The following is a 14,661-nucleotide window of genomic DNA, read 5'->3' as shown; positions in this document are numbered from 1 at the left end:
ACTCAGTAAACTACCGAAGATCCGCTGAATATACTTTGACTAAGATTAATCATAACAGAGAACACAAAAAATAGTGAAGCTAAGCTCAGGAAAAGCCACGAAGAGTTAATCTCCCCCCCCCTAAAGTGAACTGAATGACAAAGTTTTATGGTGTCTCAGATAACAATTTCTTTTTTAAACAAATTTCCAATTAATATTTTATACCCCTAGCAGCGATGGTTTTGATCGGTTAACATCAAAGACCCTTTTCAAATAATGGAAGTAAGAAAGTTACTATGTCTCAAGTCGCGAATAAATCACTGGTAACCTGTGCGTTACCCTATGCTAACGGTTCAATCCATCTTGGTCATATCCTGGAACATATTCAGGCTGATATTTGGGTCCGTTATCAGCGAATGCGCGGCAAAGAGGTTCACTTTATCTGTGCCGATGACGCGCACGGTACGCCAATCATGCTTAAAGCGCAGCAACTCGGTATTACTCCCGAAGAAATGATTGCAGCAGTGAGCCAAGAGCATCAGGACGATTTTGCTGGTTTTGCCATTAGCTATGATAATTACCACTCAACACATAGTGCAGAAAATAAAACATTATCAGAACTGATTTATGGGAAGCTGAAAAATAACGGTTTTATTAAAAACCGAACCATTTCACAGCTTTTCGACCCAGAAAAAGGCATGTTTTTACCTGATCGCTTCGTTAAAGGCACTTGCCCAAAATGTAAAGCTGAAGACCAATACGGTGACAACTGCGAAGTGTGTAGCGCAACCTATAGCCCAACGGAATTAATTAATCCACGTTCGGTGATTTCTGGTGCTACACCTGTAATGCGTGATTCCGAACACTTTTTCTTTGATCTTCCTGCATTTAGCGACATGCTTCAAGCGTGGACTCGCTCAGGCGCATTACAAGAACAAGTCGCAAACAAAATGCAAGAATGGTTCGAATCAGGCCTACAACAATGGGATATCACCCGTGATGCGCCTTATTTCGGTTTTGAAATTCCTGATGCGCCGGGGAAATATTTCTATGTCTGGCTTGACGCTCCTATCGGCTATATGGGCTCATTTAAAAACCTCTGTGATAAACGCGGTGATCTCGATTTCGATGAATTTTGGAATAAGGACTCAAAAACTGATCTTTACCATTTTATTGGTAAAGACATCGTCTATTTCCATAGCCTATTTTGGCCAGCCATGCTAGAAGGCAGTAATTTCCGTAAACCGACAAATTTATTTGTTCATGGCTATGTCACGGTAAACGGTGCAAAAATGTCTAAATCGCGCGGTACTTTTATTACTGCTCGTTCATATTTAGATCATTTAGATGCTGATTGCTTACGCTATTACTATGCAGCGAAGCTATCTTCACGTATTGATGATATCGATTTGAATTTAGAAGACTTCGTACAACGAGTGAACAGTGATATCGTCAATAAAGTGGTTAACCTAGCCTCCCGTAATGCAGGTTTTATCGCTAAACGCTTTGATGGCAAATTATCAGCAAACTTAGCTGAACCTGAGCTATACCAACAGTTTGTCGATGCTGCAAAAATCATTGGTGAGGACTATAACAACCGCGAATACAATAAAGCTATCCGTGAAATTATGGCTCTGGCCGATATCGCTAACCGTTACGTAGATGAGAAAGCCCCTTGGGTGGTCGCGAAACAAGAAGGTAAAGACCAAGAGCTGCAAGATATTTGCTCTATGGGTATTAACTTGTTCCGAATTCTCATGACTTACCTGAAACCCGTTTTACCAGGTCTGACTAAACGTGCGGAAGCATTCTTAAATACGGAACTTGCATGGGATGCGATTAACACCCCATTATTGAACCACAGCGTCGCACCGTTCAAAGCGCTATTTAACCGTATTGAAATGGCAAAAGTAGATGCGATGGTTGAAGCCTCAAAAGAGAGCATCAAACCTATCCAGCAAGTTACTGGGCCTTTGGCTGACGATCCTGTCCAAGACACTATCACTTTTGATGATTTCGCTAAAATAGACCTACGTATCGCGTTAATCAAACATGCTGATTTTGTTGAAGGCTCTGATAAACTTTTGAAATTACAACTAGATATTGGTGGTGAAACTCGCCAAGTATTCTCTGGTATTCGCTCTGCTTATCCAGATCCAAAAGTATTAGAAGGCCGTTTAACCGTGATGGTTGCAAACCTTGCGCCACGTAAAATGCGCTTTGGTATTTCAGAGGGTATGGTAATGGCAGCAGGCCCTGGTGGAAAAGATATTTATCTGCTCAGCCCTGATAACGGAGCACAGCCAGGTATGCAAGTTAAATAACGAGCATATGCAGTAATCCAGTTATTTGTTATAAGTGGGGAGCTAAAAACTCCCCACTTTTTTATTGCCTTTTTATTGTGATCGGTAGCACAATTATAAAGTTAATTGTATGATGAATAGATATTACATAACAGGACCAGTCTCATGTCATTTAAGCAGGTACTGATAACGGGGTGGCAATATTTGCGCGCTTTTGCAATACTTTACCTCTGCCTGATTATCGGAAACCTTATTTCCGCACTACTTCCCTTTTCCATTCCCGGCAGCATTGTCGGTATGTTAATCTTATTTGTATTGCTTGCATTACAAATAATTCCAGCTCACTGGGCCCAACCCGGTTGCAGTATTTTATTGAAAAATATGACCATTCTGTTTGTTCCTATTGGTGTTGGCATAATGAATTACTATGAATTAATCAGTCAACAAATGGTTCCTATCATCGTTTCTTGTGTGGTCAGTACCTTAATCGTCATGGTCGTTGTTGCTATCAGTTCAAACTATATCCATAAAGAACGCCCTGTCGTTGGCGCTAAACCAGATGAAGTTCCGTTACCCCCTGAAGAACCTATTTCTTCGGTTATTAATAATGATAAAACTAAGGGGGAGGACTAATGCTAGCGCATATTTGGTGGTCATTGCCGCTGACTATTGTAGTGTTTTATTTAGCACGCCAGCTGTCAGTAAAATTTAAATTACCAATTTTAAACCCACTATTGGTCACAATAGCGGTGCTTATTACGCTATTAGTTTTAACTAACACATCCTATGAGCACTATTTTGCAGGTAGCAAAATACTCAATGATTTACTGCAACCTGCAGTCGTCGCGCTTGCTTTTCCACTTTATGAGCAAATGCACCAGATCCGCGCTCAGTGGAAATCCTTATTAAGCATTTGTTTTGCTGGTAGCTTAGTGGCTATGTTCAGTGGTGCAGCCATTGCACTCTGGTTAGGTGCAACCCCTGATATCGCAGGTTCTATTTTACCTAAGTCGGTCACTACCCCTATTGCGATGGCTGTTGCTGATTCGGTTGGTGGGGTCCCTGCCATTAGTGCTGCTTGTGTGTTGTTTGTTGGGATTTTAGGCGCCATGTTCGGCCATAGCTTATTTGATGTGCTGCGTATTCGAACCCACGCGTCTAGAGGCCTTGCAATGGGAACCGCTTCTCACGCCTTAGGCACCGCACGTTGCGCTGAAGTGAATTATATTGAAGGGGCTTATAGTTCACTAGCACTAATGACCTGTGGTGTGATCACTTCACTTATTGCTCCGTTTATATTTCCTGTCATTTTACATCTTTTTAGCTAAGCTTAACTCACTAAGAAAATAACTAATCATATGAGTAAGAGGAATTAATCAGCCTCTTACTCACTAGCGCACATTAAAACATGAGATACTTCTCTCAATTCAAGAATTTGTTTCATATGTTTCATTTAAAATAGTGACTTTAGTCACACATTGTTCTACGTATTATTGAATAGAATGAAAACAATTAAATAGGGAGGGTAACTCATGCATTCAAGATTTAAGGCCGCTTGGGCCGAGCTTCCAGAAAAGTTACAGTCTGTACTTAGACCTATCATCGATAAGTCCGATTTTTCGGGGATGTTAACCGCAGAACAAGTTAAAAATATTAAAACACAAAGTGGTATTAACGATTCGGAATTAGCTTTTGCATTGTTACCTTTTGCCGCAGCCTATGCCGTCACACCTATCTCCCATTTTCAAGTTGGTGCAATCGCTTGCGGTGCAAGTGGTAATTTGTACTTTGGTGCCAATATGGAATTTAGCCACGTATCAATGGGGCAAGTCATTCATGCAGAACAATGCGCTGTAACCCATTCATGGATGAAAGGTGAAACACAAATTACCTCAATTACCGTGAATTACACACCTTGTGGGCACTGCCGCCAATTTATGAATGAATTGCGTGAAGGCGGTAAAATTATGGTGAATTTACCAGGCCGCACACCTGCGGTACTACACCACTATTTACCAGACTCATTTGGGCCCTCTGACCTCAATATTACTACACTACTGCTAGACACTGTTGACCATGGTTATAAAAACCAAAGCCGTGACCGGTTATTAAGTGCAGCAATTGAGGCTGCAAACCAATCCCATGCACCTTATAGTAAGGCCCATTCAGGTATTGCGTTACAGTTGAAAGATGGCTCACTGTTTACAGGCCGCTACGCAGAGAATGCGGCATTCAACCCAAGTTTACCGCCACTGCAAGCCGCTTTAATTATGATTAACCTTGCAGGTAAAGATATTCATGCCATCGACCAAGCTAAATTTGTTGAAAAACAAGATGCGATTATCAAACATTGGTGTGTTACCGAAAATACATTACAGGCACTAGGTTGCCAAAATATTGAATTAGCTTATTTGGATTAATTTTATATTTATTTAAATATAACGGTTATTGCTGGGAGCTTGAATAAACAGCAATAACCGTATAGTTGCTATTAGAACTTTAATCTTGTTCACAGTACCATTTACCTGCAAAGTGGCCATCCATAATAGAACTCACTAGTTTTGATTAATATAAGCCCTAGTAAGTGAATTCATTAAACAATTTTTCTGTTTCATTTATCGTCTCTTCTAATGTAATAACTAAAGGGATCTTTCGCATTTTTTCTAGCCAAGCTTGGCTTTGTTGCTGTTTTATCGATGCAGATTGCGCGGCTTCTTCTTTCATGTCTAGCCAAATGCTAGCAAATAACGCTGATTCACCATTAAGTGATTTATTAGAAAAGCTATTTAATAGTTTCCCTATAATTTTATTCTTTTTATCTATAGATAATACTTCAAATACATCTTTAAACAACCAACCTTCATAAGGAATCCCTGAATTTAACATCGCTTCTTTTTTTATTTTAATAAATTCTTGATGTGTAATATCACCAATTGGGATGTTATCACTTTCTTTGCGATTTTTCATAATTCGTCCATATGCTAATTTGACTTCTTTTTGATACCGACTCCGCTTTTCACTGGTGAATGACTCACCCCGTGCCTTCATATGATTATTTAAAAACTCTTTTTCTAGATAAATAAAAATACTGAAATATTTATCACTTGAATCATTTACCTTTTGAGGGTTATATTTTTCATTAAAAGAGTAACCTTTATTTATGAGAATTAAACATGATAAAATTATAAAAATTAATTTAGAAATAATAGATTTAGAAACCATCATTAGAACTCCTTTTATTCTTATTAAAATTCATTGAATTATTAATCATTTCTTCAAACATAAAGTCTAATTCTTTTTCTATATTTTTAACTAAAGTAATCCGCCTCATTTTCTCCAGCCATCTTTTGCTTTTAATTTGCTTGTCTGATGGTGGTTTGGAAGCTTCTCTTACCATTGCATACCAAAGCATCATGAATAATTTAGCTTCCTTCGCAGGATCGTTGTTATTCATCACAAAAATGAACTGTTGCCATAGTGCCTCTCGGTTTCTCTCATTAATAACATCTAAAACATCTGCTAAAATCCAAGCATAATAAGACATTCCCATTTCATTTAAATTCTCACGATAAAAACCCATTGCCTGTTCATGGCTTAATTTTTTAATAAATGCTTCCTTTGGATACTTTAAAAATTCTAACATTAGGTTATTATCTTTTTCACCCTTAAAAATGACTAATTTTTTTCTATCAAATATTAAATCCTTAGATTCAGAAAAGTATAACATCTGTAGCATAAAGAAAAGACGTGGCGTTTTAACACCTTTATTTTCACAAAAATTAATTGTATTTTTTTTATTATATTTCACATTATTTCCTTGAGGATTTTGGCAAGCACCGAGAAGAAAAACTGAAAGTACAACTATTAATTTATAATTCATAGACATCCTTGTGATTCATAAAGTTAGAAACCAACAATCTTAAAAAGAAATTATGTAAAAAACACATTGTCCACATAAAAATAAACATCAGTAATCACCATTCGGTTACTAATAATTAAAATAATTTATTTTATTATAAGTAGACTTTTTAAATATTAATTAAAACTAAAAGATCCTCCAGAAGAATAACCACTATAACTAAATTCAGGTATACTTGGCATTGAGGGTATTGAGTATTTATCATCAAATGAGTCCATTGAATTGTTCATTGATGATATATTGTCTCTTAACTGGCCAATCATATTTTCAAAATGATGGTTACTTCTTATGGTATCTGTAGGGAAGTCTTTAAATCCGGAAGTTCCCGGAAGAACAACACTCGGGCGTTCTAGATAATAATTTGTTGGTGTTTCATTATCCTTAAACCTATCAAGTAAGTTTGTTGTACGAGGTACTAATTGTCTATTCGGTTCAGATTTTGGATAAGTGCTTTCCAATATCGATTTATCTACCATATTGTGTGGATACTTAATTGGAGGTGTTGATGGCGCTCCTTGATTGATAGGCTGGGTTTTGGTTTGCGATATTTTGCTCTCAACCCCATAAATATCTAAATCGCTTTTAGGGATAACTTTTTTTAATTCATTCACGTAGGCTGCTATATCTTCCTTGAGTGTTATTCCACTTTCTACAAAATAATCACCAAAAACAGCCCCCGCTTCTTTTATATTACCAACTGTGATGCAGTATTAGTCCACTCAATAAATAACTCAATTTTTTCTTTAGATGGATTTTTTATTATCTCAGTCAGCATCTCATCGGTTAAATAAAGTCCAAACTCAACCTGTTGTTTATTACTTCCTGAATTTGATATCATTTCATCATAAATTTCATTATGTTTTTCAATAGGGATAATCTGTAGTGGAATTGATAATGTCCAGGCTTCTTTAGGTAAATTTTCACTTATAAATACTTTATCATGTATATCTTCAATGTCCCGAATAGTAAACTTTTTACGTAAAACTGTTGTTTTTTCATCATCAAACTTATCAAGCAACTTTTGCCTCGTTTCTAATGCCACCTTAAATTGTATTCTTTTTAAATCATTATGGCCTAATATGATATTATGCTGTTTTGCTCTTTCAACTAAGAAATTTGTTGCCATTTTTCCTGCAGATGAGTCACCTCTAACAAGCCCATTAGGGATCACACCATACTGTTCATTATTTTCTACTAAATAGTCATATAAAATTTTAGGATCTTTTTTCTCTTCTAATTTTTCACACACATCCTGTGCATCTTTTAAATGCAATTCAAATTTATTCTGTTCATTCACATTAAATAATGCAGCGCGTTTCTTCCTGCGATTATGCCTATTTACACTGATTTCATTCATTAAAAATTTTAATTTTTCCTCTTTGGTTTCCCAAAATAAGATATCTATCTCACTTTTTATTGATGAAATGGCATCTTGAGTTAATACCTCATCAGCATCAACTTCATGAAATACCCACGGAACGACATCACCTAGCACTTTTTCGTTTGTTTTTATACGACCAATCACATCCGTCATTAAATTAGATAATTCTGACCCAGAGCTTCTTATCTTATCAAGCTCATAATTTTGTGAATTACTTAATTCCTTATACATTGAAATATAGAAATTATTCGTTAACCATGACTTTAACATCTCTTTTTCAGAACTATTACTTGAAATATATTTTTTAATCATCATATCAAATGTCTTATAATGATGATTGATTTGCTCTTTGAATTCTGTGCTGGAATTTAGTCTATGAATCCAAAAGCCTTCCCTTTCATTTGGTGAGAGTGATTCAAATACCGCATGTAAATACCAGTTCTCAATACTAAACCTACTTTTATAGCAGGCTTTAGTATTAATTAAAATCAACTCATCATGATTAATATCCAGTATTTCAACCAGTTCCCCACCAGATTCATTGAGTTTACTCTCAAGTAAAATTAAATATTCATCCGCTAGTCTAAAATCTATATTACTAAATTCCTCCGATTTTATTTTTTCATTATTTAACAATGGATTTTTATTCGGATCATACAACGTATATTTACCCCAAAAACCTGATTCACTTCCACTCACTCCAGCAAATAAAGCATACCGATCACCTTTATTCGCTAGATATCGATACATTTGCTTAGGACTTTTATCTTCCCTTAATAATTTTGTAATCATAGTAAGATCATTGTTTGTAAACACTCTACTGACACTGTATTTTTTAATATTTGACATTTAACATCCCTTTCTATTTAGTATAATTTATCACAAATTCTTTTGATTTTAATAAAATACTTTCCCATCGATTTATTAGATTCCATTTTATATTCACTTGAATATATGCATCAACTTGGGGTATTTGACCGTTAATTTCACAAAAGTAATATTCATTTTTCACTTGTACCCAATCACAACGAATAACACCTATTACTTCACTTTTACTTTCAAACCAATAAACTCTCCTTTTTCTTTGATAATACTCACTTTCGTTCTTCATTAATCCTTTATCTTCATATTCAACAAAATACAAGTCAAGTTCATCATCATAATAAACATTACTTCTTTTACCAAAAAAATCGTTATTAATTGAATTATCTCTAAGTTCGTTCATTGTTGCCGTATCATTTGTCATTGGCATTACTGCTATTTTTATCTTCTCTATATTTGGGTCTAACCCCATTCTGTCGACGGGTTTCATTGCCGGCCATGTCATTCTTAAAGGCAACACAGTGAAATTAGCATCACATCCTTTTTTATTTTTGATTGCTCTACGATCAAAATAACTATACCCTTCATACTCAGCAATAAAATCGACATAATTAACAGGTACTTCAACAGTATGTCCATTAAACTTACCACAAACAAAGCCCGGTCTATTTTCTGCATAAACATTTATAGAAATTAATAATAGAAATACATTAATAATTAACTTAAATATATAACTGATAAAAACACCAAATTCCATAACTTCACCTATTGAACTAATTTAATAATAATTAAATTATAAAAATTAGAATAATAAAATATAATTTCCAATCATGATTTAAATGATATAATTACGCACTCAAGTCTATTAAGCCATCTTTTGCTTTTTTCGATCTTATCTAAATCCGATACATTTTTCATTTTATTCCAAAGAAATAAGAATACTTTTTTTTCACTTTCATGGGAATCATTCGCCAATGCATTTAGCATGTCATCCCAAATTTTTTGATTAGTTTCATGATCTAAGACATCAAAAACATCTGCAAAGAACCAAGCATCAAAGGGCATGTCACAGGCTGCAAATGCTTTTTTATTTATTTCAGCAGCCTCTTGATAACTAATATCCCTGCGAGTCGTAGTACTGCCATTTTCAAAACGTTTTAAAAGCACTTCTAGATGAGCTAATGCGTGTTCATAATGGTATTTATTAAAATCTTTATTTGATAATGGTTTATTATATTCAACCATCACTTGCTTCATATATTCTCTAATCAAAATAATAAAAATACCTATTTCTTTCTTACTATTATAATAATTTTCAATATTATCTGATTTTACTTTCTCTTTTTTGTTTGTTAAAAAGCCACTTCCATATGACAGATTGCAAAGAGAAATAATCAATAATATGAATATTATTAATATGTTTTTAATTTTCATCTATGATTTACCCCAAGATTGAAATATAAATTAATAACCCTAAGCTAAAACAGTTAAAAACATGCAGCAATATATGATGTTTGAAAATATAATTTCACTTACAGTAAACTAATTTTTTCACTCACTAACTCATTAAAAATAGTGAAAAAAACATTAAGAGAATTTATCCATCAGGAAGTTAAACCATTGTTTAAAAAACCGTTGAGATAAAAAGAATTCATTCATACTTGCCTAACCGTGATCTACCCACCGTAATGAGTACACCATTGACGGCTTTCATTCCCTTTCGCGCTTAAACTCCTTATCATATGCACAATATTTTTCAGTAAATTTTTTAACGCTTTTTTATCATTATTTACTGTACATATTTGCTGTTTAGCTTAGGATCTACCCTGACTTTGTTGATTAATCGTCCGAAGAGTGATATTTCATGGAACATGAATACGAAACAAAACGCCCTCTCTATATACCCTACGCTGGCCCAATTTTGCTTGAGTTTCCTTTACTGAATAAAGGAAGTGCGTTTACCGAAGAAGAACGCGCAAGTTTTAACTTACATGGATTACTGCCTGAACAAGTTGAAACCATCGAAGAACAAGTTGAGCGTGCTTACCGCCAATTAATTGATTTTAAATCAGATATTGATAAGCATATCTATTTAAGAAATATTCAAGACACCAACGAAACCTTATTTTATCGCCTTATTGATGCCCACCTTACAGAGGTCATGCCAATCATCTATACCCCTACGGTGGGTGAAGCCTGTGAGCATTTCTCTGATATTTATCGTCGTGCACGAGGTTTATTTATTTCTTATCCGAACCGTGAATACATCGACGACATGCTACAAAATGCCACCAAACAAAACGTAAAAGTCATCGTTGTAACCGATGGTGAACGTATCTTAGGTCTTGGTGACCAAGGTATCGGTGGAATGGGCATCCCAATTGGTAAACTCTCTTTATATACTGCGTGTGGGGGGATCAGCCCAGCTTATACCCTGCCAATCGTTATTGATGTGGGGACCAATAATCCACAACGCCTGAATGACCCCCTGTATATGGGATGGCGTCATCCACGGATCACTGGCGATGAATACAACGAATTCCTCGAAGAATTTGTACAAGCGGTAAAACGCCGCTGGCCAAATGTATTGCTGCAATTTGAAGATTTTGCACAGAAGAATGCAATGCCGTTGTTAAACCGCTACCGTAATGAGCTCTGCTGTTTTAATGATGATATTCAAGGTACTGCATCCGTCGCACTTGGTAGCTTAATTGCAGCTAGCCATGCTGCTGGTAGTAAGTTAAGCGACCAACGCGTCACTTTCTTAGGCGCCGGTTCAGCCGGGTGTGGTATTGCTGAGCAAATCATTGCCCAAATGAAATCTGAGGGTCTGAGTGACGAAGAGGCTCGTTCACGCATATATATGGTTGACCGCTTTGGTCTGTTAACCGATAAACTGCCTAATTTACTCGACTTCCAAGCCAAATTAACCCAAAACAGTGGAAATTTAACTGATTGGGATGTTAACAGTGATTCAATTTCACTGTTAGATGTGGTGCGTAATGCCAAACCAACCATATTAATTGGTGTATCTGGCCAAGCTGGGTTATTCACAGAAGAAATCATTAAAGAGATGCATAAGCACTGTGAACGCCCTATCGTCATGCCATTATCGAACCCAACTTCGCGGGTTGAAGCTCGCCCTGAAGACATTATCAATTGGACTGATGGCAAGGCCTTAGTCGCAACAGGAAGTCCATTTAGCCCAGTGTCTTACAAAGACCAAGTGTTCCCAATTGCACAATGTAACAACTCCTATATCTTCCCAGGTATTGGCCTTGGTGTGATTGCCTCAGGAGCAAAACGGGTTACTGATGGTATGTTAATGGCTGCCAGCCGTGCGTTAGCAAGCTGTTCTCCTCTGGCAAAAGAAGGGAAAGGGGCGTTATTACCTTTGCTTTCTGATATCCAACACGTTTCTCGTATCATTGCTAAACAAGTTGCAAAAGAAGCACAGATTCAAGGTGTTGCTACCGTAACTTCGGATGAAGCACTTGATGAAGCAATTGAACGTAATTTCTGGAAACCGGAGTACCGCACTTATAAACGAACTTCATTTTAATTCGTAATAAGCGTATGAAAGGGGCTCTTAGGCCCCTTTTTTGTTTTTACAATTCCCTAAAAAGCTAAAATCTGTATTCTCAGATAATGATAAATTGCGCTAAACAAATCACTTATTTAAGATAACGTCCATGACTGATTAATAGGATATTTACATGACTGGCGACCTCAATGCAGCAACTGTGCAGAAACCTAAATTTTCCCTATGGGCAATAGCCCTGACGCTCTGTATTGCGGTGCTAAATATTGTTGTTTATTTTTATCAGCTCAATTATGCCGCCCCACTCGATTCCCAAGAAAATAATTTATTGCTATTTGGTGCCAATGTTTACCAACTTTCATTAACTGGGGATTGGTGGCGTTATCCAGTCAGTATGCTATTGCACTCAGGCGGTATGCACCTTGCTTTAAATACGTTGGCCTTGTTTGTTATTGGGATTGAATGCGAACGTAACTATGGGAAATTTAGAATGCTCGCGATATACCTATTTTCAGGTATCGGAGCTGCCTTTTTCAGCGCTTATTGGCAATATCAAGAAGCATTAAAAGAAGTGGCATCTCAAGCCTCATTAAATACATGGAGCAGCCTTTATCTACCCGATAATACCGTTTATATCACTGTTAGTATTGGCGCTTCAGGTGCCATTATGGGGTTAGCCGCAGCCTCAGTTATTTACCTTTTAAAAGCCATCAATAACCCTGCTCTTTCTATAGAACAACGAAACCAGTTAAAGCGCCCGTTATACAATATAATGGCCATGATAGGTCTAACTTTGGTAAATGGTTTGCAATCAGGGATTGATAACGCGGCACATATTGGCGGTGCAGTTCTTGGCGCATTTATTAGTGGGGCTTTTGTACTTGCGCCACAGGCAACCAACCGAGGAAAATTTACATCTAGTATATTAATTACTTTAATTGCGGCTATTTTACTGTTTTTTGCACTTAATCAGTATTCATCATCCGAAGATGAAGAACTTAACTATGAGCGTCAATTTATTTATCAAGAAATGGAAAAAGAGCTCAATCAATGGCAAAGCTGAGCCCTAACACGATAAAACTAAAAAGAAAATAAATTCATAGTCATCATCACCGCACTACAGGCAATCAATAACAATGTGACATATTGGAAAGTGCGCTCAGACAAATGAACCAATAAATATTTCGCAAGGGGCATCACCATCAATGCCCCAGCACATAATATCAACGCCAATTTTAAATCGGTATAGCCATCCTGTGCATAAGCCAAAGCTGATGAACCCGATAATAACGTCGTCACAAAAATTGATGTCCCTATTGCCTGTTTAATATTCAGCTGCATATATCGCAATAGCATAGGTAACACAACAACACCACCACCCACCCCCGTTGCACCTAGCACCACGCCGGCTAGAATAGCAGGGAGCGCCATCGCTTTTAGTTGGTTGGTTTCTACCATTTTTTGCTTAATGACTGAAACAAAAAACATTCTCTGAATAAATAAATACAACGAGAAAATAATTGCAGCAGCAACTAAAAGGTTAATCCCCCATTCGACTTGTAGTTGATACCCAGGCAACCCCCCAAGCCAAGTCACTAAAAGACTTGATAAAAAAGTACTCGGCAACATAATGGCTAAAACAATCATCGCCCCTTTAAAAGGAATATTGCCTAACCGAAAATGCATATAGGAAGAAGAGACTTTCATCAACATCGAAAGAAAATTAGCTGTCGCGACAGCCGCTAATGCGTTAAGCCCAAAAAAATAGGTTAATATGGGCAGAACAATCACTCCACCACCAACCCCCGTTGTACTGATAATCAGCCCAATTAGAGCACCTATTGCTAACTCTGTTACAATCATTAACTCTTGCCTTGTATCAGTGCTTGTCGCCCTTTTTGTAATGCTAAGTCTGCATCACTATCCACTAACGTAAGATATTTAAAAAACAACGTATCAAAGATGATCATCTGTAACACTTGGGGGGTAATTATCCCTAACTGTGTATGCTGCTCATCATAAAAATAAGGTAAACTGAAATCAGCTAATTTCACCGCTTCATCTTGCCCGAAACGAGTCAAAGCAACCGTCGGGCAGCCTGTCTCTTTCGCAGCTCGCAACATCTGGTTGATTTCTTGAGTATTCCCACGAGCAGTCACTGCAATAGCTAAATCATCTTGGTTTAAATTAGCAGAATAACTTAACTGAACATGTAAGTCGTAGCTGAATAATGCATGCTTGTTGATACGAATAAGTTTATGGTAAATATCACTGGCAACAATTGCTGATGACCCCACACCAAACAATACAATCCGCTTCGCATTATTCATTTTTTGGGCAACGTCATCGATAACTGACGGTTCTAGTAAATCCAATGACTTTTCAATTGCCGAAATAAACATTTGCCCTGTTTTAGCGATTATCTGCTCCGTTCCATCATTACGGCTCAGATTACCGTATAAGCTTTCCGCTTTATGTTGTTTTTCATCAGACAAATAATCAACTTTAAATTCAGGATAGCCACGATAACCCATCTGGCGTGAAAAGCGGATAACAGACGCACTACTGACCCCAGCAGCTTGTGCTAATTCTGCGGCATTCATCGCAATCATACTGTCACGATTATCCAACAAAAATGTGGCAATTCGCTGCTCAGTGCCTTTACCTCTAGTTTGTAAGCTTTCCAGTTTTACCGTCAGTGTCGACATGGCTATTC

At 36.8% G+C, this 14,661-nt stretch carries 14 protein-coding genes; 6 read left to right on the top strand and 8 right to left on the bottom strand.

Annotation, left to right across the window (positions count from 1 at the left end; translation table 11 throughout):
- Positions 1 to 275 precede the first annotated feature (275 nt).
- The 4 genes from metG (at position 276) to cdd (ending at position 4,702) form a co-directional block, all read left to right on the top strand.
- Positions 276 to 2,303: a methionine--tRNA ligase gene (gene metG, locus ACPEH5_RS04685; protein WP_042846564.1), complete on the top strand. Its 2,028-nt coding sequence runs from the start codon at positions 276 to 278 to the stop codon at positions 2,301 to 2,303.
- Positions 2,304 to 2,447: 144 nt separating this feature from the next.
- Positions 2,448 to 2,915, top strand: a complete 468-nt coding sequence (locus tag ACPEH5_RS04680; RefSeq protein WP_042846565.1) for a CidA/LrgA family protein — start codon at positions 2,448 to 2,450, stop codon at positions 2,913 to 2,915.
- Positions 2,915 to 3,610: a CidB/LrgB family autolysis modulator gene (locus tag ACPEH5_RS04675; RefSeq protein ID WP_042846566.1), complete on the top strand. Its 696-nt coding sequence runs from the start codon at positions 2,915 to 2,917 to the stop codon at positions 3,608 to 3,610. The genes ACPEH5_RS04680 and ACPEH5_RS04675 overlap by 1 nt, the downstream gene beginning before the upstream one ends.
- 204 nt (positions 3,611 to 3,814) lie before the next feature.
- Complete coding sequence (gene cdd / locus ACPEH5_RS04670; protein ID WP_129466752.1) at positions 3,815 to 4,702, top strand: cytidine deaminase; 888 nt, start codon at positions 3,815 to 3,817, stop codon at positions 4,700 to 4,702.
- 157 nt (positions 4,703 to 4,859) lie between these two features.
- On the opposite strand, the gene ACPEH5_RS04665 is transcribed toward cdd, so the two are convergent.
- The 6 genes from ACPEH5_RS04665 to ACPEH5_RS04640 form a co-directional block, all read right to left on the bottom strand.
- Positions 4,860 to 5,507 (bottom strand): hypothetical protein, encoded by a 648-nt coding sequence (locus ACPEH5_RS04665; protein WP_129466753.1) that lies wholly within the window; start codon positions 5,505 to 5,507, stop codon positions 4,860 to 4,862.
- Positions 5,494 to 6,162, bottom strand: coding sequence for a hypothetical protein (locus ACPEH5_RS04660; RefSeq protein ID WP_221078535.1), 669 nt, complete (start codon positions 6,160 to 6,162; stop codon positions 5,494 to 5,496). The genes ACPEH5_RS04665 and ACPEH5_RS04660 overlap by 14 nt, the downstream gene beginning before the upstream one ends.
- A 155-nt stretch (positions 6,163 to 6,317) precedes the next feature.
- Complete coding sequence (locus ACPEH5_RS04655) at positions 6,318 to 6,812, bottom strand: hypothetical protein (protein WP_281110664.1); 495 nt, start codon at positions 6,810 to 6,812, stop codon at positions 6,318 to 6,320.
- Positions 6,813 to 6,886: 74 nt separating this feature from the next.
- Complete coding sequence (locus ACPEH5_RS04650) at positions 6,887 to 8,431, bottom strand: hypothetical protein (protein ID WP_281110665.1); 1,545 nt, start codon at positions 8,429 to 8,431, stop codon at positions 6,887 to 6,889.
- A gap of 13 nt (positions 8,432 to 8,444) precedes the next feature.
- Positions 8,445 to 9,161: a hypothetical protein gene (locus ACPEH5_RS04645; RefSeq protein ID WP_129466756.1), complete on the bottom strand. Its 717-nt coding sequence runs from the start codon at positions 9,159 to 9,161 to the stop codon at positions 8,445 to 8,447.
- 71 nt (positions 9,162 to 9,232) lie between these two features.
- Complete coding sequence (locus tag ACPEH5_RS04640; RefSeq protein ID WP_281110666.1) at positions 9,233 to 9,838, bottom strand: hypothetical protein; 606 nt, start codon at positions 9,836 to 9,838, stop codon at positions 9,233 to 9,235.
- A gap of 430 nt (positions 9,839 to 10,268) precedes the next feature.
- Here ACPEH5_RS04640 and ACPEH5_RS04635 point away from each other — a divergent pair, with 430 nt between their 5' ends.
- Both ACPEH5_RS04635 and ACPEH5_RS04630 read left to right on the top strand, forming a co-directional pair.
- Entirely contained in the window at positions 10,269 to 11,966 is a 1,698-nt protein-coding gene (locus ACPEH5_RS04635; RefSeq protein ID WP_048606512.1) for an NAD-dependent malic enzyme, read from the top strand.
- 154 nt (positions 11,967 to 12,120) lie between these two features.
- Positions 12,121 to 13,008, top strand: coding sequence for a rhomboid family intramembrane serine protease (locus ACPEH5_RS04630; RefSeq protein ID WP_131680503.1), 888 nt, complete (start codon positions 12,121 to 12,123; stop codon positions 13,006 to 13,008).
- A gap of 17 nt (positions 13,009 to 13,025) precedes the next feature.
- Here ACPEH5_RS04630 and ACPEH5_RS04625 read toward each other — a convergent pair whose 3' ends face one another.
- Together ACPEH5_RS04625 and ACPEH5_RS04620 are read right to left on the bottom strand one after the other, a co-directional pair.
- The gene (locus tag ACPEH5_RS04625; protein ID WP_042846573.1) at positions 13,026 to 13,808 is read right to left on the bottom strand and encodes a sulfite exporter TauE/SafE family protein; all 783 of its coding nucleotides are present in this window, start codon (positions 13,806 to 13,808) and stop codon (positions 13,026 to 13,028) included.
- Positions 13,808 to 14,653, bottom strand: coding sequence for a MurR/RpiR family transcriptional regulator (locus tag ACPEH5_RS04620; protein WP_042846574.1), 846 nt, complete (start codon positions 14,651 to 14,653; stop codon positions 13,808 to 13,810). The genes ACPEH5_RS04625 and ACPEH5_RS04620 overlap by 1 nt, the downstream gene beginning before the upstream one ends.
- Positions 14,654 to 14,661 lie beyond the last annotated feature (8 nt).

Source organism: Providencia sp. NPDC089933 (genome assembly GCF_049545585.1).
Classification (GTDB): domain Bacteria; phylum Pseudomonadota; class Gammaproteobacteria; order Enterobacterales; family Enterobacteriaceae; genus Providencia; species Providencia huashanensis.
Note: the sequence above shows the minus strand (reverse complement) of the source record. Positions and strands in the feature narration are given on the sequence as shown.

Excerpts from the sequence above, each read along its gene's own strand:
- ACPEH5_RS04620 (WP_042846574.1), bottom strand. The coding sequence starts at position 14,653 with ATGTCGACACTGACGGTAAAACTGGAAAGCTTACAAACTAGAGGTAAA.
- ACPEH5_RS04630 (WP_131680503.1), top strand. The coding sequence starts at position 12,121 with ATGACTGGCGACCTCAATGCAGCAACTGTGCAGAAACCTAAATTTTCC.
- ACPEH5_RS04625 (WP_042846573.1), bottom strand. The coding sequence starts at position 13,808 with ATGATTGTAACAGAGTTAGCAATAGGTGCTCTAATTGGGCTGATTATC.
- ACPEH5_RS04665 (WP_129466753.1), bottom strand. The coding sequence starts at position 5,507 with ATGATGGTTTCTAAATCTATTATTTCTAAATTAATTTTTATAATTTTA.
- ACPEH5_RS04680 (WP_042846565.1), top strand. The coding sequence starts at position 2,448 with ATGTCATTTAAGCAGGTACTGATAACGGGGTGGCAATATTTGCGCGCT.
- metG (WP_042846564.1), top strand. The coding sequence starts at position 276 with ATGTCTCAAGTCGCGAATAAATCACTGGTAACCTGTGCGTTACCCTAT.
- ACPEH5_RS04650 (WP_281110665.1), bottom strand. The coding sequence starts at position 8,431 with ATGTCAAATATTAAAAAATACAGTGTCAGTAGAGTGTTTACAAACAAT.
- ACPEH5_RS04660 (WP_221078535.1), bottom strand. The coding sequence starts at position 6,162 with ATGAATTATAAATTAATAGTTGTACTTTCAGTTTTTCTTCTCGGTGCT.
- ACPEH5_RS04675 (WP_042846566.1), top strand. The coding sequence starts at position 2,915 with ATGCTAGCGCATATTTGGTGGTCATTGCCGCTGACTATTGTAGTGTTT.
- ACPEH5_RS04635 (WP_048606512.1), top strand. The coding sequence starts at position 10,269 with ATGGAACATGAATACGAAACAAAACGCCCTCTCTATATACCCTACGCT.
- ACPEH5_RS04645 (WP_129466756.1), bottom strand. The coding sequence starts at position 9,161 with ATGGAATTTGGTGTTTTTATCAGTTATATATTTAAGTTAATTATTAAT.
- cdd (WP_129466752.1), top strand. The coding sequence starts at position 3,815 with ATGCATTCAAGATTTAAGGCCGCTTGGGCCGAGCTTCCAGAAAAGTTA.
- ACPEH5_RS04640 (WP_281110666.1), bottom strand. The coding sequence starts at position 9,838 with ATGAAAATTAAAAACATATTAATAATATTCATATTATTGATTATTTCT.